This window comes from Paenibacillus foliorum, from assembly GCF_013141765.1.
Classification (GTDB): Bacteria; Bacillota; Bacilli; order Paenibacillales; family NBRC-103111; genus Paenibacillus_S; species Paenibacillus_S foliorum.
Window position 1 is genome coordinate 78,376 of record NZ_WHOD01000050.1, and the last position, 24,563, is coordinate 102,938.

The 24,563-nt window shown below is 44.4% G+C and carries 21 protein-coding genes; 18 read left to right on the forward strand and 3 right to left on the reverse strand.

The features are described from left to right. Positions 1-45: 45 nt before the first annotated feature. The 3 genes from GC093_RS11590 to GC093_RS11600 all read left to right on the forward strand — a co-directional run bounded on the left by GC093_RS11590 (position 46) and on the right by GC093_RS11600 (position 2,509). On the forward strand, positions 46-693 hold the full coding sequence (locus tag GC093_RS11590; protein WP_171652038.1) for a superoxide dismutase family protein: 648 nt from the start codon (positions 46-48) through the stop codon (positions 691-693). Positions 694-855: 162 nt separating this feature from the next. Continuing rightward, positions 856-1,926: a DUF3900 domain-containing protein gene (locus GC093_RS11595; RefSeq protein WP_171652039.1), complete on the forward strand. Its 1,071-nt coding sequence runs from the start codon at positions 856-858 to the stop codon at positions 1,924-1,926. 85 nt (positions 1,927-2,011) lie between these two features. Beyond that, positions 2,012-2,509 carry a DUF1572 family protein gene (locus GC093_RS11600; RefSeq protein WP_171652040.1) on the forward strand — a complete coding sequence of 166 codons (498 nt, stop codon included), beginning with the start codon at positions 2,012-2,014 and terminating at the stop codon, positions 2,507-2,509. An 83-nt stretch (positions 2,510-2,592) separates the two neighbouring features. On the opposite strand, the gene GC093_RS11605 is transcribed toward GC093_RS11600, so the two are convergent. Further along, on the reverse strand, positions 2,593-4,302 hold the full coding sequence (locus tag GC093_RS11605) for a hypothetical protein (protein WP_171652041.1): 1,710 nt from the start codon (positions 4,300-4,302) through the stop codon (positions 2,593-2,595). Positions 4,303-4,338: 36 nt separating this feature from the next. Then, positions 4,339-5,640 (reverse strand): AAA family ATPase, encoded by a 1,302-nt coding sequence (locus GC093_RS11610; RefSeq protein ID WP_171652042.1) that lies wholly within the window; start codon positions 5,638-5,640, stop codon positions 4,339-4,341. 259 nt (positions 5,641-5,899) lie between these two features. On the opposite strand from GC093_RS11610, the gene GC093_RS11615 reads away from it, so the two are divergent. The 8 genes from GC093_RS11615 (at position 5,900) to GC093_RS11650 (ending at position 14,522) form a co-directional block, all read left to right on the forward strand. Further along, positions 5,900-6,376: a glutathione peroxidase gene (locus GC093_RS11615; protein ID WP_171652043.1), complete on the forward strand. Its 477-nt coding sequence runs from the start codon at positions 5,900-5,902 to the stop codon at positions 6,374-6,376. Positions 6,377-6,640: 264 nt separating this feature from the next. Continuing rightward, positions 6,641-8,320, forward strand: a complete 1,680-nt coding sequence (locus GC093_RS11620) for a putative bifunctional diguanylate cyclase/phosphodiesterase (protein WP_171652044.1) — start codon at positions 6,641-6,643, stop codon at positions 8,318-8,320. Positions 8,321-8,444: 124 nt separating this feature from the next. Continuing rightward, positions 8,445-9,287, forward strand: coding sequence for an ATP-dependent sacrificial sulfur transferase LarE (gene larE, locus GC093_RS11625; RefSeq protein ID WP_171652045.1), 843 nt, complete (start codon positions 8,445-8,447; stop codon positions 9,285-9,287). Between the two features lie 25 nt (positions 9,288-9,312). Further along, positions 9,313-10,302, forward strand: coding sequence for a 2-hydroxyacid dehydrogenase (locus GC093_RS11630; RefSeq protein ID WP_312886508.1), 990 nt, complete (start codon positions 9,313-9,315; stop codon positions 10,300-10,302). A gap of 158 nt (positions 10,303-10,460) precedes the next feature. Next, entirely contained in the window at positions 10,461-11,960 is a 1,500-nt protein-coding gene (locus GC093_RS11635; RefSeq protein WP_171652046.1) for a spore germination protein, read from the forward strand. A 23-nt stretch (positions 11,961-11,983) separates the two neighbouring features. Continuing rightward, positions 11,984-13,180, forward strand: coding sequence for a Ger(x)C family spore germination protein (locus GC093_RS11640; protein ID WP_246314050.1), 1,197 nt, complete (start codon positions 11,984-11,986; stop codon positions 13,178-13,180). Between the two features lie 3 nt (positions 13,181-13,183). After that, positions 13,184-13,423, forward strand: a complete 240-nt coding sequence (locus tag GC093_RS11645) for a hypothetical protein (protein WP_171652048.1) — start codon at positions 13,184-13,186, stop codon at positions 13,421-13,423. Between the two features lie 13 nt (positions 13,424-13,436). After that, positions 13,437-14,522, forward strand: coding sequence for a GerAB/ArcD/ProY family transporter (locus GC093_RS11650; protein ID WP_171652049.1), 1,086 nt, complete (start codon positions 13,437-13,439; stop codon positions 14,520-14,522). An 81-nt stretch (positions 14,523-14,603) separates the two neighbouring features. Here GC093_RS11650 and GC093_RS11655 read toward each other — a convergent pair whose 3' ends face one another. Further along, complete coding sequence (locus GC093_RS11655) at positions 14,604-16,760, reverse strand: HelD family protein (protein WP_171652050.1); 2,157 nt, start codon at positions 16,758-16,760, stop codon at positions 14,604-14,606. A gap of 204 nt (positions 16,761-16,964) precedes the next feature. Between GC093_RS11655 and GC093_RS11660 the strand changes: the two genes are divergently transcribed. The 7 genes from GC093_RS11660 to GC093_RS11690 all read left to right on the forward strand — a co-directional run. Then, entirely contained in the window at positions 16,965-17,177 is a 213-nt protein-coding gene (locus tag GC093_RS11660; protein WP_171652051.1) for a hypothetical protein, read from the forward strand. A gap of 24 nt (positions 17,178-17,201) precedes the next feature. Beyond that, a complete protein-coding gene (locus GC093_RS11665; RefSeq protein ID WP_171652052.1) occupies positions 17,202-17,897 on the forward strand; it encodes a response regulator in 696 nt (231 codons plus the stop codon). A 5-nt stretch (positions 17,898-17,902) separates the two neighbouring features. Then, positions 17,903-19,366: a sensor histidine kinase gene (locus tag GC093_RS11670; RefSeq protein WP_171652053.1), complete on the forward strand. Its 1,464-nt coding sequence runs from the start codon at positions 17,903-17,905 to the stop codon at positions 19,364-19,366. Beyond that, positions 19,363-20,499, forward strand: coding sequence for a TolB-like translocation protein (locus tag GC093_RS11675; RefSeq protein WP_171652054.1), 1,137 nt, complete (start codon positions 19,363-19,365; stop codon positions 20,497-20,499). The genes GC093_RS11670 and GC093_RS11675 overlap by 4 nt, the downstream gene beginning before the upstream one ends. Positions 20,500-20,784: 285 nt before the next feature. Next, complete coding sequence (locus GC093_RS11680) at positions 20,785-21,288, forward strand: hypothetical protein (RefSeq protein WP_216624597.1); 504 nt, start codon at positions 20,785-20,787, stop codon at positions 21,286-21,288. 122 nt (positions 21,289-21,410) lie between these two features. Then, on the forward strand, positions 21,411-22,193 hold the full coding sequence (locus tag GC093_RS11685) for an SDR family NAD(P)-dependent oxidoreductase (protein WP_171652063.1): 783 nt from the start codon (positions 21,411-21,413) through the stop codon (positions 22,191-22,193). A 338-nt stretch (positions 22,194-22,531) separates the two neighbouring features. Beyond that, positions 22,532-24,563: DNA topoisomerase 3 (locus GC093_RS11690; RefSeq protein WP_171652056.1), on the forward strand; the 2,032-nt coding region annotated here is incomplete at its 3' end.

Sequence of the window (24,563 nt, forward strand, 5' to 3'; positions counted from 1 at the left end):
TGGTAGTTGTTAGTTTGAACCATTTACCTTTTGGAGGGACATCAGATGAACAAATTGATAAGTCAAGGAGCTCTAGGCATCAGCTTCATGCTGCTGTTATCGTCTTGTGAGTGGGGAGCAACTCAGCCAACCGTAGTAACTCGTGGTTCTTCTGCAACAGCACATCCTCAGCATAATGTAAGCGAAAGCCAAGGAAGCCCCGCTCCCGCAGCTTCAGCCGAAGCTGCTTCGAAAGAACCCGCAGCTGTTGTAAAACGGATTGACATTATGGACAGTAAGGGAGCAAAGGTCGGTACAGCAGTATTGTCTGAAGCTGCCGAGGGTGTTAGGCTGCAGGTTGAGGTATCAGGCCTTCCGTCAGGTATTCATGGTATCCACATTCATCAAACGGGAGTTTGTACAGCCCCTGATTTCAAATCAGCTGGTGAACATTTTAACCCGGAAGGGAAAAAGCATGGATTTGAAAATCCGGAAGGTTACCATGCAGGAGATCTTCTAAATCTGGAGATAGGCTCCGACGGCAAGGGGAAAGCAGAATTGATAGACAAGAAGGTAACGCTGGCTAAGGACAAAGCCAACTCACTGTTGAAGCCAGGTGGTACTGCCTTAGTTATTCATGAGGCTGCTGACGACTACAAAACAGATCCATCCGGAAATTCCGGAGCAAGGATTGCTTGCGGTGTGATTTTGTAGGTTAGAGGCGTAAATCTGTTTTTTCCAACAGTGAATGATTGCCGCTTTTTTGAACCTGTGTTACGATAAAAGAGAACCCACCTTGGAGGCTGTTCATAGCCTATGGGGTGGGTTTTTGCTGTCATACTAGTTATCTTCATAAGCATAGGGGAGTTTTATAGAATGAAGTTTGTCGTTGAATACATTTCTTTTTTTGTCATTCAGGTTGATGGGGAGGAAGGTCAGGGAGGCAAGCGCTGCAAGCACTACCAGACCTTAGATGGGGATGATTATACAGAGAGTGAGCTCAGCTCGTTTCTGGGTGGGGAGTTTACTAAGACCGCTAAACGTGCGGCTGAACGCAATCCCAAGGCAGAGCAGGTTCCGACCAAGATCGGACGATTTGCAGTTGAGCCGGGCTATGACTTGGACAGCAATCCTAACTACAATTTATTTGCGCGTTTGCGCACAGCCGAAACAAAGGACTTATACATGGAATATGCCGACTCGTTAGTACAAGCCTATATGGATACTAGCGCGATACGCGGTGGAGCGGTGTTTATCGTTCGGGCTAAGCATGAGAAACTGTTTGATGAACCTTTTATTTTTGTGCTCAAATGCGACTTTGAACAAAAAATTGCCCGCATCACCGATGAGCGAAGTCTTTTAAATAAAGTTGAAATGGCGATTAATGCCAAAAATATGAAATCAATTATGTACCCGCATATGCCCGAAGAAGGGACTTTGGAGCCTTGGGAAATCAAAATCCACCAATCTTCTCATGCCCGTTATTTTGAAGACTTTTTGAAATATGTAGAGTATGAAAAATCGATGCCCGAGATCATGAATGAGCAGGTTCTCGGCTTCGTTCATCAATATATTGAGGAAGTTTATGAGAATAATGCGGAAGGTAAGGAGAAGGAGCTGGAGGAGGTAGAGCTGTGGGCTTGCAGTGAGCAGCGACAGCTTCAAGAAAAGTGGTCTCACGAACAGGTAATGGAAGCTTCATCGGTAATGATTGAGCAAAAGCCGGATATTGAAATGAAGCTCAAGGTGGGGCATATGTCCGTTAAGGCATTATTGGCGGATTTCGGTGACCGGTTGCATATTGCCAAGGTTGGTGATCGCTATGTGGTTGTAATAGAAGGCGAAGATTTGATGTTCGATAAGGGGATATTACCTGTAGAGCTGCTTCAGCCTGAGCCTTTAGAGCAGATTGTAGACAAAATAGTTCGAAAATCCGATGAGGCTTAAAAGGAATTCCTTTAACGCAATTGGAATTTGTTAGTGTCAACCGTATGCCCATTTAATCGATAGTTCGTTGAGAGGGATGATGTGTGTGGGAAGTCTATTTGAAGTAGTAAAAGCGAATTGGGAAGCAAAACTAATCGATATTCAGAGACGGATGATCGAAGCCGTCACCCAGTTAAAGGAGGAGCAGCTAAATTGGCGCCCAAACGAAGAAAGCAACAGCATTGCGAATCTTATCGTGCACATAGAAGGTAACATTCATCAACGTATCGAAGCGACAGTATTGGGTGGCGTGGACCGCCGTGATAGGGATGGGGAGTTTGAAAATGGTGTTCATTTGAGTAGTGAAGAATTGCTTCAACGTTTTAACAATTCCTTTGATCTGCTAATGCGGACCGTTTCAACTCTGAGAGAGGATCGACTGCTGGAGACCGTTCAGGTTCGAGACAGACAAGTGACGGTATTCGATGTGGTGAACGGATGTGCGACTCATTTCTCGGAGCATTTGGGTCAGGTGCTGTATTTGGCGAAAATCCAGCTGGGCGAGCGTTACAAGACGACCTCAATTCCTAAGAAAAAGAGTTAAAGTTTTGATAAGATGAAACCATCTTCTAAGAGTTCGAACAAAAAAACAGGTGCAAATCCCAACGGGCAGATGCACCTGTTTTTCTATCTTTTGCGGAAAACATCAAGCAGCAGCTCGTTTTTGTCTGTATCTTGAGTCTCCCACGTAGCGGCAAAGCGAACCTGATGAGATACGCCAAGGATGTCGTATTGATTGACTAAGTGCCTGCGGGCGCTGCCAATGATAAGCGAGTGCAGGCGCACTTGCTTGCGCGCACCGAGTTCGGCCAATTGCTGCCGAACCGCGGCGCTTATGGTCCCGATGCCATCGGTGACCATTACGAAATCGGCATCCGTGAAACGCGGATGCCCCTCCACGAGCTCGATGCCGCGGCGTATCGGCGCATCGAAGTGAGTGCCGCCGCCGAAGGCGAGCTGCGTGAGCGCGTAGAACGCGGGCCAGTTCGGCTTGCGCCAGTAGAGCGGCTGCTCTACGAGCTCACCGCGCGCGCCGAACAGCAGCAGCACGAAGTCGCGGTGCTCCAGTAAGCTGAAGGCGGCGAAGGTGGCGACAAAGATTTGCGCGACCCGCAGCTTGCTGCCGCGCATGGAGTGAGAGGTATCGAGCATGCAGATGACCGGACCCTTTTGCGGTTCGTCTGTAAAACCCGATATGTTGTAGGTCAGCAGCTTGCGGTCCAGCCATTTAACCGCAAAGTACATTTCATAGTCTTCATCTGCCAGAAGACTGGCTTCACTGGCCAGCATATGCGAGATGTCGCCGGATTGGCGGAGATCGTCGTAAGCTTCCGGGATATGAGGGGAGCGTATTTTCCTCCGCTGCACCTTCAAGTGCTGCAAGTTGCGGCCAACTTCTTGGAGAAAGGCTATTAGCTCCGGATGCCGCTTCAGCTTGTCGATCCACTGTATATAGTTGGCAAATTCCTGTCGATGCAGCCTCCCTAAATCACTGCCCCATTTGCGGTTAGCAATACGCTGGCTAGCCTGCAGCAGCTCATGAACGTTTAAGCTTTCGTGATCCTCACGACTTAAGCTTTCCTTTAAGGAGCGGCTTAACCATTGACCGAGCTGCTCTTCCAGCTGGCGGAAAGCTTCGCGTTCACGTTTCGTATAACGTTCCAGCTGCCGTTCTCGTTGCTCCAGCTCGACCTCCGCTTTCTTAAGCTTCTGCTTCGCCTTATCCCGCTTGAGGAAATCCGTGCGTACCTCCTCTTGGAGAGCTCTGATGCGTTCCTTCAACTGAATGATTTCCGCTTCTACTAGAGGGCGGGAATCCAGTCCTGCCTGCTTTTCTTCGACATTCTGCTTTCCCTGCTGAAGGGTATAGCCAACCAGCTTCAGCTTCTCGATCTGCTTCTCTGTCAGATGCTCGTTAATTTGCGAGCTCTCCTGGCCTTGCATTTGTTTTTTCTCATTCAAGCCAACGGTGAGCAGCTGCTCATCCTGTTTGCGTCGCTTTACTTCCTCGGCATAGCTCGCGGTTAGCCACATTAGCGCCTTTAATGCAGTTTTAAAGGATGCATTAACTTCTCCTATGGTTCTTGGATGAATGGTCAAGTAAAAAAACTGCTTGCGCAGCTGCCCAATCAACCAACGGTGAAAGGGAGCTGCATCCTTGGAACGGTCAATTTCCGGTTGAGGTAAATAGAAGCACATGAAAAAGTCGGCAAACAGCTCAACTGAAAACCAAGCTGTTGAGGCTTGCACCTCACGGATCCATTCCTGCGCGGTACGGGAGGAATGGACATATCCGTCAAAAATATAACGATCGATTCTCGCGCATTGAATGATCATTTATCGCTCACCGCCCGTATTCTGGATGGGGTTCAATCAAAGTGTGTAATCGTACTGTATGCCTGGTATCTCTCGGTCAAACAGTGTACGATACAGTCCTTGAATAGTTTGCAAAATACGTTCGCCTTGGATACGAAGATGAGTGTATTTGACCGCATATTGGTCGGTGTGCATCAATAAGAAGTTTTGATTGCGTATATATCCAGGCAGATCCTTCTCTCGCTGCTGCCACTGTACTAGTTTGCCGCGCAGCTGTTTGGCGGTTTCCTCAAGCTCAGTCCGACATTCCTCAAGACGCTCCTTAGTCTGCTCTTGTGCGTCCTTGCTCAGCTTGGCGCCGACTTCCTTCTTGAATTGGAAGGAATGAAGCTCATCCTCCATATCCAGCCAGCGTTTAGCGGTTTGATCATAGGTGCTTAACGGAAGCTCACGCTCCGATTCCTGCTTTAATGCATCTTGAAACCGTTTCTGAAACATTTCCTGAATTACGGTCAAATCCTCTGGGAAATCCCACAGCATATGAGGGGTGTAAACGGTATCCCACACATTAACCGCCATGCGCCCATTTAGAGCGGCAGAAGTTTTCCATACATGTCCAATCTTACGCCAGCGGCGATCGGAGAGCACAAACTCCTTGGTCTCCATCTCTGTTTTTAGCTGATAGACCATATAAATGAGGGATTCAGGGATGGTTACCAACTCGGCTGCTTGACGTACCGTTAGTACATCCTTTGTTGAGATTAAGGCAGGGAGCGGCTCATTCGGAAGCTGGAACATTCGTTCATAGCTAGACATCTGCTTTAAAAAGCCGACCTCATACCGGATAAGAAAGCGATCATATAGCGCAGTTAGCTGTTCGTTTTCCTCTGGCAGCTCATTCGATGCAGCCATGAGGAATACAAGAGGCACGTTTTCCTTTTCACGGCCATTGAAGAAGATACGCTCATTTAGAATCGATAATAGGGCATTAAGGATGGCGCTGTTAGCTTTGAAAATTTCATCCAAAAATGCAAAATCGGCCGAAGGCAAATAACCGTTTGTTTTCCGAACATACTGATCCTGCTTAAGCTGCTGTAAAGATACGGGGCCGAATAGCTCATCAGGCGTCGTGAAGCGGGTCAGTAAATAGTCGTACCATTGTCCGCCTCCGCATAGCTGAGATACAGCTCTTGCAAGCTGGGATTTTGCCGTACCTGGAGGTCCGATTAACAATACATTCTCATTACTCATCAAGCCAAGCAGCAGAAGCCTAATCAGCTCCTCGCGCTCAAGAAAACGGCTCTCCAGCAGCTTGAAGGCCTGCTCTAATTTATTTTGTATGGTTTGAATTTCATTCATCACATGTAATCGCGTAAGCCGGTTCTAGGATAAACCGATACGCTAACCCCCTAGTTTCAAAATGAGTAATTTTTAAAGCTATTGTATCAAAATTGGTCAGCTTATACGAATCGATGCCGTATTTTTATTCCAAACACTTCCATGGTATGATTAAGGTGCTAAAAATCAGCACATCCTTACAGGTCCTTTTTTCTTCACAAACTCAGTTGGTGGTTACGATGGTAGTTTTATTCCAGCAAAACTCTAAGGAGGTTTTTTGATGTCATCTATTTATGATATTTCCGTGCAAACCGCAGACGGTGGAACCAAAACCTTAAACGACTTTAAAGGGAAAGCTCTCCTGATTGTGAACGTTGCATCCAAATGCGGGTTTACCCCGCAGTATGCAGGACTGGAAAAGCTAAACCAGCAGTATAAGGACCAGGGGCTTGTCATCCTGGGAGTTCCTTGCAATGATTTTGGAGGTCAAGAGCCAGGCACATCAGAAGAAATTCAGGAGTTTTGCAGCTTGAATTATGGCGTAACCTTTGAGGTTCTAGATAAAGTTGATATTTTGGGTGATAACAAGCATCCATTGTACAAGCTATTGACTGAACAGTCAGAGCCGCCAGGCGATGTTAAATGGAACTTTGAGAAATTCCTGATTGCCAAAGATGGTTCAATAGCTGGACGCTTTTCGAGCAAAGTTGCGCCTGAGGATGCAGAATTAACAAATGCTATCGAGAATCTACTATAATTGAATGTTATTATTCATTCTGGGTAAATAAATAAGTTACTAGTCACTTAAAATTAAATGAACCGTCCGAGGGGTAATTTTCGGGCGGTTTTATTCATTTCCATTAGTGTCAAGCGGGTGAATATTACGATATGCCATAATTCGACATTTTACTAAATTTTAATTAAAAATTGTGGTATAATATACCAAAACATTAGTTATTGTAATCATAGCATTGTGTTAATTGGAGTTGTAACCTTGCGAAGCAGTTGGGGAGAGAGCATCATGGATGAATCAGTAATGTTGGCAGCGGTTGCGTCACACCCTTTGTTTATGTTCAGTGGTGATGGTGTCATACTGCTCGACTCACAAGGAAACATACGGCAAATGAATGAAGAATCCTGCAGATTAACAGGAGTGGAGTCTGGTTATTGGTTGAACCATTCGATCAATGAGCTGTTGGATATGCCATATAGGGATTCGTTCTCACGCCATCTTGAGGGAGCTTTACAGGGGAGATCCAGTAATATGGAAGCGGATATCCGCCATCGCGCTGGGCATACCATTCAATTAACTCTCCGGTTTATTCCAGAACAGATGGAACACTTGAATTTAGCTTATGTAGTGTTGAGGGATGTTACTGAACTTAAACGATCTGTACAGCTTATTGAGCACATGGCGTACCACGACACATTAACGGGCTTGCCTAACCGAACTATGTTTCAAATTCAACTAGCTCAAATGCTCGCTGCCGGAAATGCAAACACCGAGTCAGTCTCTTTTGCTATTTTGTTGATAGGCTTGGACCGACTCCATATTGTTAATGACTCGCTTGGACATAACTGGGGTGACCTTCTGCTTAAGCAGGTTGGAGAGCGGCTGCAGCTGATGATGGGTAGAGATCATTTGGTCAGCCGTATAGGGAACCATGAGTTTGCTGTAATATACAAACGATTTGCGGATACATCCGATATTATCGAAAAGACGAGACTGCTTCATCAGAATTTATTGTCACCTTTTATGGTTAGAGAGAGGGAATTTGTTGTGGTAGGGAATATTGGTTTAGCTGTATTTCCAACGGATGGAACGGACATGGACAGCCTCATGAGACATGCGGCTCTTGTTCAAACAGTGGAGAAGGAAAATGGCCAAGGCATTTACCGATTGCAGCAAGATGATGTTACATCGGACTCGCTCCAGCGACTCGAGCTGGAATATGATTTGCGAAAAGCTTTGAAGCGTGATGAGTTCGAGCTCTATTATCAGCCGCAATATAATATTCAGACCAATCAGTTGATAGGCATGGAGGCGCTCATCCGGTGGCATCATCCTGAGCGAGGTATGGTTCCGCCGGGAAAATTTATACCGCTCGCCGAAGAGACGGGACTTATTGTGCCTATCGGGGATTGGGTGATTCGTACAGCCTGCTTGCAAAATAAACAATGGCAGGACGCAGGCATGCCGCCGATCACAGTCTCTGTTAATTTATCCTTGCGTCAGTTTCAAAAGCACAATTTAATCGGTGACATCGTGAAGACGCTTAAGGAAACAGGCTTAGATCCACGTTATTTGGAGCTGGAGATAACTGAGAGCATGGCGATGGATAATATCGAAAGGGTCATTCGTAAGCTGAATGAGCTTAAGGATTTGGGTATTCGCATATCGATGGATGATTTTGGAACAGGTTATAGCTCCTTGCAATACTTAAGAAAAATACCCATCCATAAGCTCAAAATCGACCAATCCTTTATTCGCGATATAACCCAAGACCCCGACAATGCAGCAATCGTAAGCACCATCATTGCAATGGCGAATCATCTGAAGCTTGAGGTAGTGGCAGAAGGAGTGGAAACCTTGGAGGATTTGCGCTTTTTACTCAATAAGGATTGCCGCCATGCACAGGGGTATTATTTCAGCAAACCTTTACCAAAAGATCAATTTGAGCAGCATTTTAGACAACAATGACTGTGAATAGTTACTATTTTAGGATGTTTAGCTAACAGCCTCTTTTTCTATCGGGAAAAAAGGACTATAATAATAACGTCAATGGAGCAGCACTTTATAAGAAAGCTTCAGGAGGGATATATATATGGAAAGTATTGAACAGAAGTATGAAAAGCTAGGAGACATCCTGAAGTCAATGGACCGGGTTGTTGTTGCTTTTTCAGGCGGAGTGGACAGCGCTTTCCTGTTAAAAGCAGCGTTGGAGTTTCTGGGACCTGAGCGAGTATTGGCCATTACAGCCGATTCTGAAACCTACCCTGTAAGGGAAAAGGAAGAAGCTATCGCACTGGCGAAAGAGCTGCAAGCTCCGCATGTAGTCATTCATACCAGCGAGTTGGACATTCCGGGATATGCGGAAAATCCAACGAATCGTTGCTATTTTTGTAAAAATTCATTGTTTGATCATTTGATTCCTATAGCCAAAGAGCGTGGCTTTGAGCATGTGATATTTGGCGCAATTGCAGATGATCTCGGAGAACACCGTCCAGGCTTGCAGGCTGCTCATGAGCAAGGCGTTCGTGCGCCACTGCTGGAGGCTGGTATTAAAAAATCAGAAATCCGTCATTTATCTCGCCAGTTTGGGTTGAGGACATGGGATAAGCCATCCTTTGCTTGTTTATCTTCAAGGATTCCTTATGGAGAAGCAATTACGGCTTTAAAGCTATCTATGATTGATCAAGCCGAAGATTTTCTTATTCAGTTAGGGTTCCGTCAGGTGCGTGTCCGTCAGCATGATAACTTGGCGCGGATTGAGGTTCCGGCGGCGGAATTGGCTGAAGTAATTGCTGTAGCTGAAACCATTCATGCGAAGCTTAAAGAAATTGGATATGCTTACATCACAATGGATTTAAAGGGTTATCGTTCTGGTAGTTTGAATGAGGTTTTAAGTCCGGAGCAGCAAGCGGTTAACGCTGAAGCGGTAAAATAATTATTTATCAGTTGGAGGAATAGACGTGTCAAGTAAACCGAAGGTTCTCATTAACCGAAAATTGCCAGAAGCTATTATTTCTTATTTAAATGAGCATTGCGAATGTACGGTTTGGGATGGAGAAGGATTGCTTCCACGTCCTCAATTGCTGGAAATGATCAAGGATTATGAAGGCTTGTTTGTAAATAATGAGCAGATTAACGCTGAATTGTTGGAGAGAGCTCCTAAGCTGCGCGTAGTAAGCTCATCTTCCGTAGGTTATAACCATTTTCATATTGAAGACATGAAAGCTAGAGGAGTAATCGGTACGCATACCCCCTACGTTTTGGATGATACGGTTGCGGATCTTGTGTTCTCCTTAATACTAAGCTCGGCCAGAAGAGTAGCAGAGCTGGATGCTCAAGTGAAGCAGGGCAATTGGAAGCGTGGCGCCCGTAAGGAAGATGAATGGTTCGGGATGGATGTCCACCATGCTACGATTGGAATCATCGGTATGGGCAGGATCGGTGAAGCTATTGCCAAACGTGCGGTACATGGCTTTGATATGAATCTGGTCTATAACAACCGTAGTCGCAAGCCGGAGGCTGAGGAGCGCTATGGTGCGCAATTCCGTTCGCTAGAGGATGTGCTTAAAGAGTCCGACTTTGTCGTGCTTATGACACCACTTACTCCTGAAACGGAGCACTACATACGCAAGGAACATTTTGAAATGATGAAGCCAACTGCATTCTTCATCAACGCTTCACGCGGCCAAACGGTTGACGAGCAAGCTATGATTGAGGCACTGCAGAATGGAACGATTCGTGGAGCGGGTCTTGATGTTTTCGACCAGGAGCCGGTTTCTCCAGATAATCCATTGCTTAAGCTGTCCAACGTTGTTACGCTTCCGCATATCGGATCGGCTACAACAAAAACCCGCTATGACATGGCGATGCTAGCCGCACAAAACCTGGTTGGTGCATTGACTGGCGATAAAGCGTACGTCGTACAGGAATTGAAGGAATTAGTAAAGTAAGCCCCTCATACGTAAAATCAATTAAAATCCCTTTTCAGCCACAAGATAGCCCAAAACATAGGCTACTGGCAGAAGAGGGATTTTATTATTTGTATCCTCTAAGTTTGTCTTACATTGAAAAGGTAATAATAGGAGTTAAAAACGATAAGGGTGAGACCATGACCAATGATACAAGTCATCCTAGACAACCTATTGGTAACCTATCCTCTCAATTGGAACAAAATCTCATTGAAGTCAAACAGGCTTTAGGTAAGAGCGGGGATTTGATCATTAGAGAATTTACGTTTGATCCAGACTTTCGTTTTTCAGCAGCAGTTGTTTATATCGACGGGTTAACTGATCAAAAATCCATCCAACAGTTTATCCTGGAGCCTTTAATGCTTTATGACTTGTCCCGCTACTGGGCAGCCGGTGAACAAGGAGAGCTTTTGGATATTATCCACAAAGAGATACTGCTTATAGGCGATATCAAAACGGCAGGTTCTTATAAACAATTATACGAATTCATCCTATCAGGAAATGTGCTTTTGTTAGTGGATGGTATCTCATCTGCGCTATCACTGGGATTAAGCAAATCCGAACATCGCAGTATAACTGAGCCCACCAACGAGGTGGTTATACGGGGACCGAAGGAAGCTTTTACAGAAAATATCCGGACTAATACCTCCTTAATTCGTAAGAGGCTTAGAAATCCAAATCTTCGAATTGAGGAAAGAACTATAGGTATAGATACTCAAACTAAGCTGGCGTTGGTATATGTAGAAGGGATTATTCAAGACGAGGTGCTGGAGGAAGTCCGAGCGAGATTGGATGGTATCCATCTGGATAAAGTGCTGGATAGCAGTTATGTGGAAGAGTTCCTTGAGGAAAAGCATTACTCCCCATTTCCGAGAGTATTCAATACGGAACGGCCAGATGTGGTAGCTGCCACTTTACTGGAAGGCAGGTTCGCGATTATCGTAGACGGTACTCCGTTTGTCTTAACCGCTCCATCCTTGTTTATGGAGTATTTCCAATCATCCGATGATTATTATCAGAGATGGAATATCGCTACTTTAATAAGGGTTTTACGATATACCGGTTTATTTATCGCTCTGTTGGGACCCTCCTTATATATAGCTATTACCACCTACCAGCATGAAATGCTACCTGCAGAGCTGTTATTCAGTTTGGCTTCCCAAAGGGAGGGAGTCCCTTTTCCCGCATTTATAGAAGCCTTCTTGATGGAGGTTTCATTTGAAATTCTGCGCGAAGCGGGGCTGCGTATGCCGAGAGGCATTGGTCAGACCGTATCCATAGTTGGCACATTGGTCATTGGACAGTCCGCAGTTGAAGCTGGAATTGTATCTGGTGCTATGGTGGTCGTGGTTGCGATTACAGCAATATCTTCCTTCATTATCCCTTCCTATACATTTTCCTCCAGTGTGAGGATGCTCCGATTCTCTTTTATGTTTCTATCTGCCAGTTTCGGTCTTTATGGGATTATGGTAGGGTTATTTGCCTTAGTTCTGCACTTGAGCAGCTTGAGCTCCTTTGGGGTTCCTTATATGTCCTCCTTTGGACCTATGATTTGGCGAAACCAACAGGACTTGCTTTATCGCGCTCCCATCAGTAGTCAGCAACAAAATACAACAGACAAGAACAAGGTACAAAGATGAGATGGCTTAGGCGGACTCTTAGTATGCTGCTGATCCTGATTACGTCAATGCTCATTTTATCTGGTTGTTGGAACCGTAGAGAATTAAATGAGTTGTCTATAGCGGTCGGGATTGGATTAGATAAAGTGGGGCCAAAATATAGGCTCAGCATACAAGTAGTGGACACGGGTGCAGTAGCTTCCAAAAAAGGTGGGGGTGGGGGGGCTCCCGTTACTTTGTATAATACTGAGGCGGACTCTATTTATGAAGCGGTCCGAAGGATGACAACTCTGTCTGCGCGCAGAATTTACCCCTCCCATCTAAGAATACTTATCATCGGTGAAGAGTTAGCGAGAGATGGAATTGCCCAAGCACTCGATCTGCTGTCAAGGGACTGGGAACTGCGTTCTGATTTCTACATGACTGTTGCCAAGGGGGATAGGGCTGAGAACATATTGAAAGTACTAACCCCTATTGAACAAATTCCCGCTAGTAAGCTCTTCAACTCATTAAAGACGTCTGAGCGACTCTGGGCTCCAACCAAGGCCGTTCACCTTGATGACTTTATTAATGACTTTCTTAGCGATGGCCATCAGCCTGTTCTTAGCGGTATCAGAATCTTAGGGGATGCAGATAAAGGAAGTAATAAGGAAAGCTTGAATTCGGTTGTGCCAGAAGCCCGCTTGCAGTACGCCAACCTTGCTGTATTTAAGGAAGATCGATTGATTGGATGGCTGAATGAAGTGGAGAGCAAAGGATACAATTATATAACGGATAATGTTAAATCAACGGTAGGACCTATTCCCTGTCCTGAAAGTGGTGATGGCATTATTAATATGGAAATCCTAAATTCCTCCACCAAGATAAAAGGATCCGTCAGAAATGGAAAGCCTGAAATTGATATTACAGTAAAAAATCTGGAGAATATTGGTGAAGTGGGATGTAATTACGATATTAGTAAAGATAAGCAAATTCAGAAGCTTCAAGAACTAGCAGCAGAGACAAGTATACAAATTATGGATACATCTATACGAAAAGTCCAGAAAACGTATAAGTCCGATATCTTTGGCTTTGGGGATGCGATTCATCGGGCGGACAAGGAATATTGGAAAAAGAATAAAGATCAATGGGGGCAAATTTTCCCGACCGTTGAAGTGAATTATCATGTTGAAGTAAGAATCCGAGAGATGGGAACCACGAACAATTCCTTTTTACAGGCCAAGAAGAGGGAGGAGTCATGACAATTGACAATAACATCTCTGGTTATGGTAATTCTATTGACCATTCTGTCATTTACAGAGGTTCCATCTTTATGGAAAAAGAAGTATTGGAAAGAGGTGGGATTCCTGATCTTGGCCGTTTTGATAAGCGATGTTATTGGTATTTTACTCGGCTCCAATTATTATGTTCCCAATCCAATGAACGGGCTAATGCTGATCCTTCAACCTGCTAAAGACTGGATGGACAAACTGTTATCCTCATAAAGGAGGGAAGGATATGCAATATAAATTGAACCTGCAAGGGAGACAATTCTTCATATTAATCACTCTCCATATGATTGGTAGTGCGGTGCTTGTGATGCCAACCGTATTAACTGTGGCTGCTAAGCAGGATGCTTGGATTTCAGCCGTAATGGTGGTAGCAGCAGGCTTAGGACTCACCTGGCTTGTCTATAAGATCTATCAACGGTTTCCGGAACAGAATCTGATTGAGATTACTCAAGAGGTATTTGGAAAACGATTAGGAACCGCAATATCCTTCCTTTTCTTCACCACTTATACTTTCGTTATTACCGCACTAGTCTTAAGAAACATGGGAGATTTCGTTATAACAGTAATGCTTCCCGATACTCCGCTTGGTGTGGTCGATCTTCTGTTTCTGTTTGTTGTCATCATGGGAGTCAAACTTGGACTAAGGACAACGGCTTACGCGGCAGAGATCTTCTTCCCTTGGGTGTTCCTGTTATTCTTTGTTTTATGCATCGGATTGCTAAGTGAAGTGAAAATCGATTTCATCCTGCCGATCTTCGATACCGGGATTAAATCCATCATTCAAGGTGCCCTCCCCCAAATCGGGATCCCTTATATGGAGAGCATTATTTTTCTCATGATCACAAGCCATATCAAGCAAGGAGAAAAGGTTGGGAAAATGTGGTATATGGCTGTATTGGCCAGCGGATTATTTCTGCTGACCCTTACTTTGTTATCAACCCTCGTACTTGGACCCGCCCAAACAGCTCTTTCCGTTTTTCCAACCTTTGAATTAGCCAAGCGAATTGATAGCAGTCGTGTAGAGTTTTTTATGACCTTCATTTGGTTTGTAACGGTGTTCTTTAGAATGATTCTCTTTTTCTATATTACGAATGTGGGCCTATCTCTTACTTTAAAATGGAGAGATTATAAGTTTTTCTCCTATCCATTGGCAATGCTCGTTCTGGTAGGTTCTATTCTATTTGTTCCAAATCGGAGCTTTATGAGTGAATTGATTTCCATGTGGTACAACTATGCATTCTTATGGGGAGTCTGTTTTCCAATCCTTCTGCTTGTTATTTCAATGTTGAGGGGGAAAAAACAGGCTTCTTAAGGGGAAATAAGCTAGTAAAATACGAAACCCTTCAGATCACTTTTCGTGAGTCTGAAGGGTTTATGTTGTTAAATTGGCTAATTATTTCCGACTGACGAAGTCGCCTTCAATTGAAGCAATCAATGGAGACGGTGTATTCTCATACCATAGCTGGAGTGAATGCAAGGCACGAGTACAGCCAACGTACAGCAGCTTGGCATCCTGCTCAGTAGCCGCGTAGTTATTCGCGTCAACATCGGCAACGATGACAGCATCGAATTCAAGTCCCTTGGCCATAAAAGATGGCACGATGGAGATTCCGCCTTTATAATGCTGCTGGCCTGCGGCAATGAGGTTGACTTGCATCCCGTGAACACTCAGCTGCTTATAGAGTGCTTCACAACGCGCCTCTGTACGGGCGAGAACGGCAACAGTTGAAGCAACACCAGACTGAAGCTGCTCAATAGCCGCTTTCAGTGAACTGATGAGCTCAGCTTCGTTCATCTGAACAATCTGAACAGGATCACCGCTGCGGAATACAGGGACTGCCAAGGTGGCAGGCTCCTTAATACCATTTTTCAGCACTTCATTAGCGAAGTAAATAATCTCCATCGTTGAACGGTAGCTCCGGTTTAACTGGAAGTAAGCTGTTTTGCCATCCTCGAAAAGGTCGGTAAACTCTTTCCAATTGCGAATTCCTTGATAATCGTGAATCCCTTGGGATAAGTCGCCTAATATTGTAAAGGATTGATTTCTCGTATGCTGGCTTAACAAGGCAATTTGAAAAGGAGAGAAATCCTGGGCTTCGTCAATCACGGTATGATCGAAGGTCAGATCGCCATGAATGCCATGAAACTTGGAACGAATGTAAAGTAGGGGAGCCATATCTTCAGGCTGGACCAACTTTTTCTTCATGTAAGCCTCTGTTGAAGCTATTAGCTCACCCGGAAGCTCTGAATAAAGCTGTTCGGACAGAAAGGAAGGTCGCGAAGCACTTTTGAATAGCTCCTTGTAAAAGCTGAACGGTGTATATCCAGTCCATAGCTTGCTATAGTCACGGAGCTTTGCAGAGCCTTTCTTCTTATAGTCTTTTTTCAGATGCACTTCCCATACTTTGTCCAGTTCCATTTCCATCCAACGTTTGATCCGCGCTATTACTCGCTCTCTGCGTTTCATTAACGGTTCATGCTTGTTTTCCACATCATGCCATTGCTGGATCGTTTGCTTGCTAAGCTTGGCTCCGTCCCAAGGGCTGAAATCCGCTTGTGGGACTGCGGTAGCTTCATATTGCTCAAGAGCCTGGTCCAACCAGTGCATGAATCGGATAGAACCTTTCCAACGCCCGGGAGCATTGTCATCCATATGTGGACGCGAGCTCCCTGTTTGAAACCAGAAGCGGAGCCTTTCAGCCGGGTCGGCCAGCTTCATTTCGTTATCCAGCAGATCCAGCGCCCAATCGGAGAAGGTTGTTTGCTGTATATGACCAACACCAAGCTCAGGTAGAACTCCGGAAATGTAATCAAGGAACATCCGGTTTGGGGCAAAAATAATCATGCGCTCAGCCTTGACCTGATCTCGGTATTGATAAAGCAAGTAGGCGAGTCTATGCAGAGCCACAGTCGTCTTACCGCTTCCTGCTACGCCTTGGATAATGAGGGCGCTGTTTTTGACAGCACGGATAATAGCATCTTGCTCGGACTGTATTGTGGAAACGATATCGCGCAGTTTGTTATCCTTGTTCTCACCTAAGCGATACAGCAGGAATTCATCGGTTACCGCCATGCTGTCGCCTTCTCGGTTAAACGTATCAACGACACGCTGTAATATTTGCTTTCGGATAACCAAATTTCGTTTTAAGTAAACAAGCCCCTCAACTAAGCCGTCGGGGGAGTCATATTCAACAGGGGAAGTTCCACCTGTATAAGAGTAGAATAAGCTGGCTACCGGTGCACGCCAATCGATAACCATAAGTTCAAGGGAGGGATCTTTCTCAACGCCAACCTTACCTATATATAGAGGAGAAGGCTCTTTTTGGCCTGTTTCATGAAAATCCAGTCTGCCGAAGTAAGGTTCAACTTGTGCTACTGCTAGATTGTGGCGTCGGGTCTCACGAATCGAATCAAGCACCTGTTCGGTATGATCGGTTCCTGTGTAAGGCGGAATATCTCTAAGCACGGTAAGCTGTCGGTCAATTTCCGAGAACGTTTCTTCTAATCGTTGCATTTCTTCCTTATATGCGGTTTGCACACTGGTTTCCAAGAATAGTACCTCCGTTCATTTTATAGGCATTAGATTTTGCAGAAGAATAAATATATCATAACAAGTTTGGAAATTGCAACCATAAAGCTGATTTGGAAAACATGACTAGGTATGGGGTGTATATAAATTGTCCTTAAGAGTGTTATTGTATTACTATAAGTGTTAGAGAGATGGATATAAAGGATATGAGGAGTGTTTGTTATCATGAGAACTGAGAACCAGATTAAAAGAAAGCTCAATGAATTGATCATGTCGAAAAAATCGTTGGAATCCAGAATGGCAGCTTTGTTGGAGAAAGAAGAACAGGATAGTTCAGACGCGGTTAAATCGCTTCGTGTACAAACGGAGCAGGTGGAAGAATCCATTACTCTATTGGAATGGGTGCTGGATGAGCCGGTAGGGAAATATCACGCTTAGGACGCTTGGAATGGAGAGGAATTTATGGATAAGAAGAAAATCCTGATCATCGAAGATGAAGAAGCGATTGCGGATCTTCTTGCTTATGGATTGAATAAGGAAGGCTTCCATACGATAACAGCCAACAATGGTGAAGAAGGAATCCGAAGCCTCGAGCGGTTTAAACCAGATCTGCTGCTGCTCGATTGGATGCTTCCCGATTCAAGCGGACTTGATATCTGTAAGAAAGTTACGGCAACAAACAATATTCCAATTATTATGATCACTGCCAAATCGGATATTACAGACAAAATATTAGGGTTAGAGTTCGGAGCAGATGATTATATTACCAAACCTTTCGATTTGCGGGAAGTCATCGCGAGAATTCGAACCATCCTCAGAAGAGTGGCTCTGGCAAACAGCCCCTCAGAGGAACGGATAGACAATACTATCCGATTTCATAATATCGAAATTACGAAGGATGAACGATTAGTCAAGAAAAATGAAGAAATCATCGAGCTTACCCCCAAAGAATTTGATCTCCTAATCACTCTTTACAGTTATAGAGGTAAAATTTTTACCAGAACCGAGCTGCTGGATTTTGTATGGGGGTATGAATATGCAGGAGATACAAGAACAGTAGATATTCATGTCCAAAGATTGCGCAAAAAATTAGATGCTAACGACTTGATCACAACGGTTTTTGGTGTTGGTTATAAATTTGAAAAACAGGTGGATTAACTTACATGATCCCGACAATTAAGGTTAAATTTCTAGTAGGCTTCTTCATCATTTTTTCCGTATCTCTGCTGCTGTTGAACCATTTTGTCGTACAAATCATAGAAACCAGCAACGAGAAAATCATTACACAAGATCTGGTCAGTCTTAAGAAGAATAGCAGTGTGTATGTTAAGCAAACGTTTATGATCAATCATTACAATAATGATGAGATTTATTTTCAGCAGATGGCTAAAGAAATGGTAGAAGACCTGCATCATGTAAGTTCAAGTGAAGTTAGTGCTTACACCGTAAGCGGAGATAGGATCTATACGTCCAATGACCAGAAATTCCCAAACGGGATTGATGATGATTTACAGAATGCTCTGAATGGAAAGACAGCTTATACGATCTATTATACGAATAGCGCGGCGGAAGTGTATTATTCTTACCCTGTTGTGATGGATGGAAAAAAAGTGGGTATTCTGAGGTTTGTCAAAGATTTTTCTCTGCTTCATGAGCAAAGTAAACATATTCTGGATTTTATATACTATGTCACTATAGCGATCTTTGCTGTGGCATTTATTTTTTCCTATATTTTATCAAGAAATATTACAATTCCCATCGTTAAGCTTACCCAGGCCTCAACCGAGGTGACCAATGGAAATCTGGACATCCGGATCGCATTTAAACGAAAAGACGAAATTGGCCAACTCGCAACTAACTTTAGCAAAATGATTGAAAAGATCAAGATGCAAATTAAAAAAATCGAAAAAGATCGGGATCGCTTGGAAGAATTGAACCTTCATCGAAAACAGTTTTATGATAATGTCACTCACGAATTAAAAACACCGCTCACCTCCATATTGGGATATGCAGAAATGATTAAAGACAATGGTCGGAATGATGAGGTTTTTTTCGATAAAGGAATGAATCACATCGTAGATGAGAGTAAAAGGCTTCATGAAATGGTAGTTAATCTATTGGAGCTCTCCAAGGAAACCGCTGCCCAGGAAGTATATGAACTCATCGAGGCGGGTCGGATTTTGCAAGATGTATCAGAGGGGATGGCTTTTAAAGCGGATAGGTATAAAAAGACCATTCAATATAAGGTGGACGAGTCATTGTACGTTTACGGAAACGCTCACAAGCTGAGACAGGTTTTTATCAACGTTATCGATAATGCCATCAAGTATGGTTATCCTCATTCGGATATTATTGTACAAGCCCATCTTGCACTTGACACCGTTCAAATTACAATTATCAACAAAGGGGAAGAAATGAAGCCGGAAGAGCTAATTAACGTTTTTGATCCGTTTTATCGGGGAGATCGACGATTGTCCAAGGAAACGGGAAGCCGCGGCTTAGGTCTTAGCATTTGCAAGGCGATCGTTATGGAGCACGGAGGAAGTATTTATATGAGGAGTGAAAACCAGGAAACAAGCGTCCATATACAATTACCTTATAGGGTGCTAATGAGGGAACCTATATGATCAAAAGGGTGTTCAAGCTTATTGTACCTTGCATTGTGTTCGGCTTAGTAATGTCAGGCTGTTCAGGAGAGCTGAAAACTAAAACCATTATTATTCCTGATACAGCAGAAACTAATCCGATTCAGAGCGTTAACGAAGACTTCGTGGTGAATAAAATATATAAGCTTATGGAAAACGATACTTCAACTGGAGACATACTTGGATGGGCAGATAAGGAACAGGTACTAGGAGTATTTGGGAGGAAAGATAAAGACCGCAGCTTGGAAAGAATAGATTATTCCTATAATTCACACCAGAAGCTGATAAACATTGATGCAAATACGGAAGTTGAAAGTGTATCTCCCAATGGAATGTATGTTGTTTCGTCAGTTGCCAATGAGGACGGCAAGCAAAAGCTGCTGCTATATAATCTCACGGATCACAAAGAGGATCTAATAAGTGAACTTGCAAAAGCTAATATGAGAATGAATCCAGTAACGTGGTCGAGGAATAGCCAATATGTTACCTACGTACAGAGGGATAGAACAAAAGCAGAAGCTAAGCTGGTAGTCTATGATGTGAACAGTCGGAGTCTTAATGAAATTGTGTTTTCTAGTCGGAATGAGAAAGATATCATTTACAATGTTAAACTTTCTGATGATGGTAAAAGCGCATTGATAATGAAATCATCAGATGGGCAGCCTTATGTTGTTTATGGAAAAATAGTCGGGAACGAATTGACAACTCAATATGAACAACCTATAAGCAGTGATGGAAGCTTTGACTTTATCAATGATGATCAAATCATGTTCGTCGGGCAAAAGGGAGCTCTATATTTATACGATGTTCGCAATGCAAATACGACGATTTTACTGGATCAAATTGGCAGCTTTGGGCTCTCTAGCGATAGGAAATATATTGCTTTTTCTAAGGGTAAGGAAAGTATTTATGTGGCCAAACTACAAGGGAATACGGTCATAAATGAAATAGAGATTTATCGAGGTATGATTCCTTTTCAAATGGATTGGAGTAAGGATAATAAGAAGATTTTAATATACGGCTGGAGGTCATATGGAGTTCTTCCATCCGCATCTCGTCCTGTAATAACAGTTACGCCGGAAAGAAATGTGCCCTTCATCATTGAATTTAAATGAACAAGGATAGCGTATAATTTCAACAAATAATTCCATATCGCTTATTACAGCAAGCTGCAGCCCATGCTTAACAGGCTTCAGCTTTTTTTGCTTTGAGATAAGAATGGCTAACAATGAACCGAATTGCTTGTGCAGGAGGTAGTTTAGATACAATTTGTTTACAAGTTGGAGAAGTTATATTAACATCTTGGGTCGAAAATAAAAGATGTTCACAAGCAAAAGAGACTTGGAAGAACAAAGTATAAGGAGAGAGATGAGAAAATGAGAAGAACAGTCATTACATTATTGAGTTTCACATTAGTAGTTACTATGGCCGCTTGCAGCAGTAACACAGCTAACAGTGGCAGTGGGGACAAAGGGAACAAGGGAAGCGGAAGCACGGAGATTACGGAGCAGCAGAAAAGCTCTCAATCAAAAGCAGACGAAAAGACTCCAGTAAGCGGAGATTCCCAAGTAGACAAAGATAATGTCAAAGACAAAGCACTAAACGAAGGTAAATCCTCGCAAGCAGAGGCAGCAGGGACTGAGAGCAAATCGCAATCCTTATTAAAGGCTGAAACTAAACCGGAGGGCACTCAGCAGCAGTCTCAAGCCGGTAGTGTTTCCACCGACAGCAAGCCCAGAGCATCACAACCTGTAGAAGCTGCAACGGAGAACAAGGCTAGACCATTGCCAACTTTAGAACCTGCTACGGAGAGCAGAGCTCGACAAGCGCAAATCGTTGAATCATCCAAAGAAGCCAAGCCGCAGCCATCTCGTATGGAGGGAGTCATTCCGGAAGTTAAGTGACAGCCGTCTCGTATGGAGGGAGTCATTCCAGAAGTTATGCCGCAGCCGTGACGATAAGATACACTCGCCTTTCTGCTGAAAAAAGAGTAATCTAGAAATAAATCAGGAGGGAGTGGTTGGAATTGGATTTAGGGTTAAAAGGCAAGGTTGCTCTTATTACCGGAGGAAGTAAAGGGATTGGGCTCTATACGGCTCTTACATTAGCAAAGGAAGGTGCGAATGTAGCCATTTGCGCCCGCAATGAGGATGACTTGCAACAAGCTGCTGCGTACATAACCGAGAATACCGGTAAGGAGGCATTCTATATTCAGGCGGATATGACCTCACAGGAGGAATGTGAGCGGGCCGTAGCCGAGACTGCGGAAAGGTTTGGCCGACTGGATATTTTGGTTAACAATGCAGGAACTTCAGCTGCTAATACGTTCGAAAAAGTAGATACAGATACATGGACACATGATCTTGACTTGAAATTATTCGGTGCGATCCATTGCTCGCGCGCTGCAATCCCTCACTTTCGTAAGGCAGGTGGAGGAGCCATTGTTAACTTAGCTACTTCTGCAGCCAAAACACCTCCGGCATCCTCATTACCCACTTCCGTAAGCCGTGCTGCTGGTTTGGCGCTTACCAATGCGATGAGTAAGGATTTGGCTGCTGATGGCATTCGAGTTAATGCCGTATGTATAGGCACAATTCGAAGCGATCAAATTGAGAAAATGTGGAAACGTACTGCGCCGGATATGACCTGGGAGCAATTCGCCAAAGATCCGAAGCATGCTATTCCGCTCGGACGGATAGGGGATACAGAGGAAGCTGCCAATGTTATTGCTTTTCTTGTATCAGATGCAGCTTCATACGTAACCGGAACTTCAGTGAATGTTGATGGAGGAAAAGGTGCGGCGCTGTAAAATTGGGAATCACCATCCAACTACAACCACACTTTAATTCTTTGTAAAAGCTCATTTGCAGGCAATAAGTTCTCAACTATTTTATAGTTCTAGGCACTCTACACGCCGCACCGTATGATTATTCCATACGGTGCGGCGTGTTATTTTTTTGAAACAGGAAAACTAGCGTAATTCTTAATAAAACCTCTTCACATTGAACTGTCTTTGCTGTGCTGCTATGATTGAGATAGATCGGACTACCCATTGACATAATGATGGATTAGATTAAGCTATAGCATACATGGTTTGAATTGCAACTAGGAATCACGGTATTTTTTGTATGAGGAGCGAACGTATTATTGAAAACACTAATTATTGCTGAAAAGCCTGACATGGGGCGTAATATTGCGGCGGCTATCGATCCAAAGGCCAAAAATTTCCGGACCTATATAGAAGGGGAGCAATATATTATTACATGGGCAATTGGGCATTTGATCGGCTTGGCGGAGCCGGATGCTTATGCTGAAAAGTATAAAAAATGGAATTTTCAAGATTTGCCGATCATTCCAGATCACTTCAAGCTGGTGCCCAATGCCAAAACAAAGGATCAGTTAAAAGTCATTGCCGATTTGGCAAAGCGCAGCGAAAGATTGGTTAATGCTTGCGATGCGGGGCGTGAGGGGCAGCATATTTTTTCACTTATTCAGAGACATTTGAAATTGGTTCAACCGGTAAAACGGCTCTGGATTTCCGATTTAACCCCTGAAACAATCCGCAAGGGCTTCTCCGAGCTTCGCGAAGGCGCAGAGTACGAGAATTTAACTAAAGCGGCCCGTGCCCGAAGCGAAGCGGATTGGTTGATCGGAATGAATGGCTCAAGGGCTTTTACTACCAAGCATCAGGTGCTGCTGTCAGTAGGTCGCGTGCAAACACCGGTGCTGGCCATTTTGTATGACCGCCAGAAGGAAGTTGAAGCATTTAGCTCGAATAAATTTTATGATGTAGAAGCGATGTTTACGCAAGATGAAACCGAATATAAAGGGATGTGGCAGGGGGATAGATTGACTGACCCCGAGAAGGCCCAGGCGCTTGTGGAGAAATGTAAGAAAAAACCGGGCGCGATTACCAGCTATGAAGTAAAGGATACGAAGGAATACCCTTTTAAGCTGTATGATTTGACGCTTTTGCAGCGGGAAGCGAATGCGAAATTCGGCTTTTCAGCAAAAAAGACATTGGATGTTGCTCAGGCATTGTATGAGAAGCATAAAGTTATTAGTTACCCGCGTACAAATTCAAATTATGTGAATGAACAAAACATTCCGGAGATGCATCGAGCATTGGATCAGCTTCGCGGGACTTCTTATGATGAGCTGGTTGCAGGTGCTGAGAAGCGTTTTGTCCATAAAAATAATAAAGCGGTTTGTAACCCGGCTAAGGTTGAGGATCACCATGCTATCCTGCCTACACATAAAAAGGCTAACGGGCTATCGGCTGATGAGCAGCATATTTATGACTTGGTTGTGAGAAGGTTTTTGTCTCACTTTTATCCACCGGCGGAATATAAGGTGCATACCGTACTAACAACTGTTGAGCAGGAAGCATTCAAAAGTACGATCAAACAGCTGCTCTCCATCGGTTGGAAGGTTATATATGCCGATCAGAAGAAGGATAAGCCAAAAGCTAAGAGCAAGGCAGACAAGAATGAAGATGAGGATCAAGCTGCGGAAGAGGAAATAAGTACGCCGTTTAGCTTAAATGAAGATAAAGGAGTTCATTGCTCTAAAATAGCTGCCAAGGAGAAGGAGACACAGCCCCCTAAATCCTATACAGAAGGTACGCTGCTCAAAGCAATGGAGGGCGCAGGGAAGCAGGTTGAAGATGAGGAGCTTCGTGATGCGATGAAGGATTCCGGCCTGGGTACCCCTGCTACGCGAGCTTCGGTTATAGAGCGTCTCAAGGGTGTAGGTTACATCGTGATGCAGGGCAAGCGAATCGTCATTACGCAGAAGGGACGCATGGCGGTGGAGTTGATCCGCAAGGCAGGCGTCGATCTGTTGACCTCGCCGGAAATGACCGGCCATTGGGAGCGCAGGCTGAATGAAATTGCGCGTGGGTTGGCTTCGGATGACACGTTTATGGCTAACGTGAAGAAGTTCACGAACCTGATCATCGAGAAGGTTCGGGTTCAGTCGAGGGCGGCGAAGCAAGCCTTCGAAAGCGAGGCGCAGCCAGCACCGGCTGCGGCTAAGCGTGCGCCGCGGAAGCGCAGCGATGCGTCGGCGGAGGCCGCCGCAGGCGAGGGCGACGCAGCCGCGCCTGCGAAGCGCACTCGCGCCAAGCGCAGCAGCGACGCCGCGGAGGCTCCGGCCGCAGGCACGCGCCCGCAGCGTG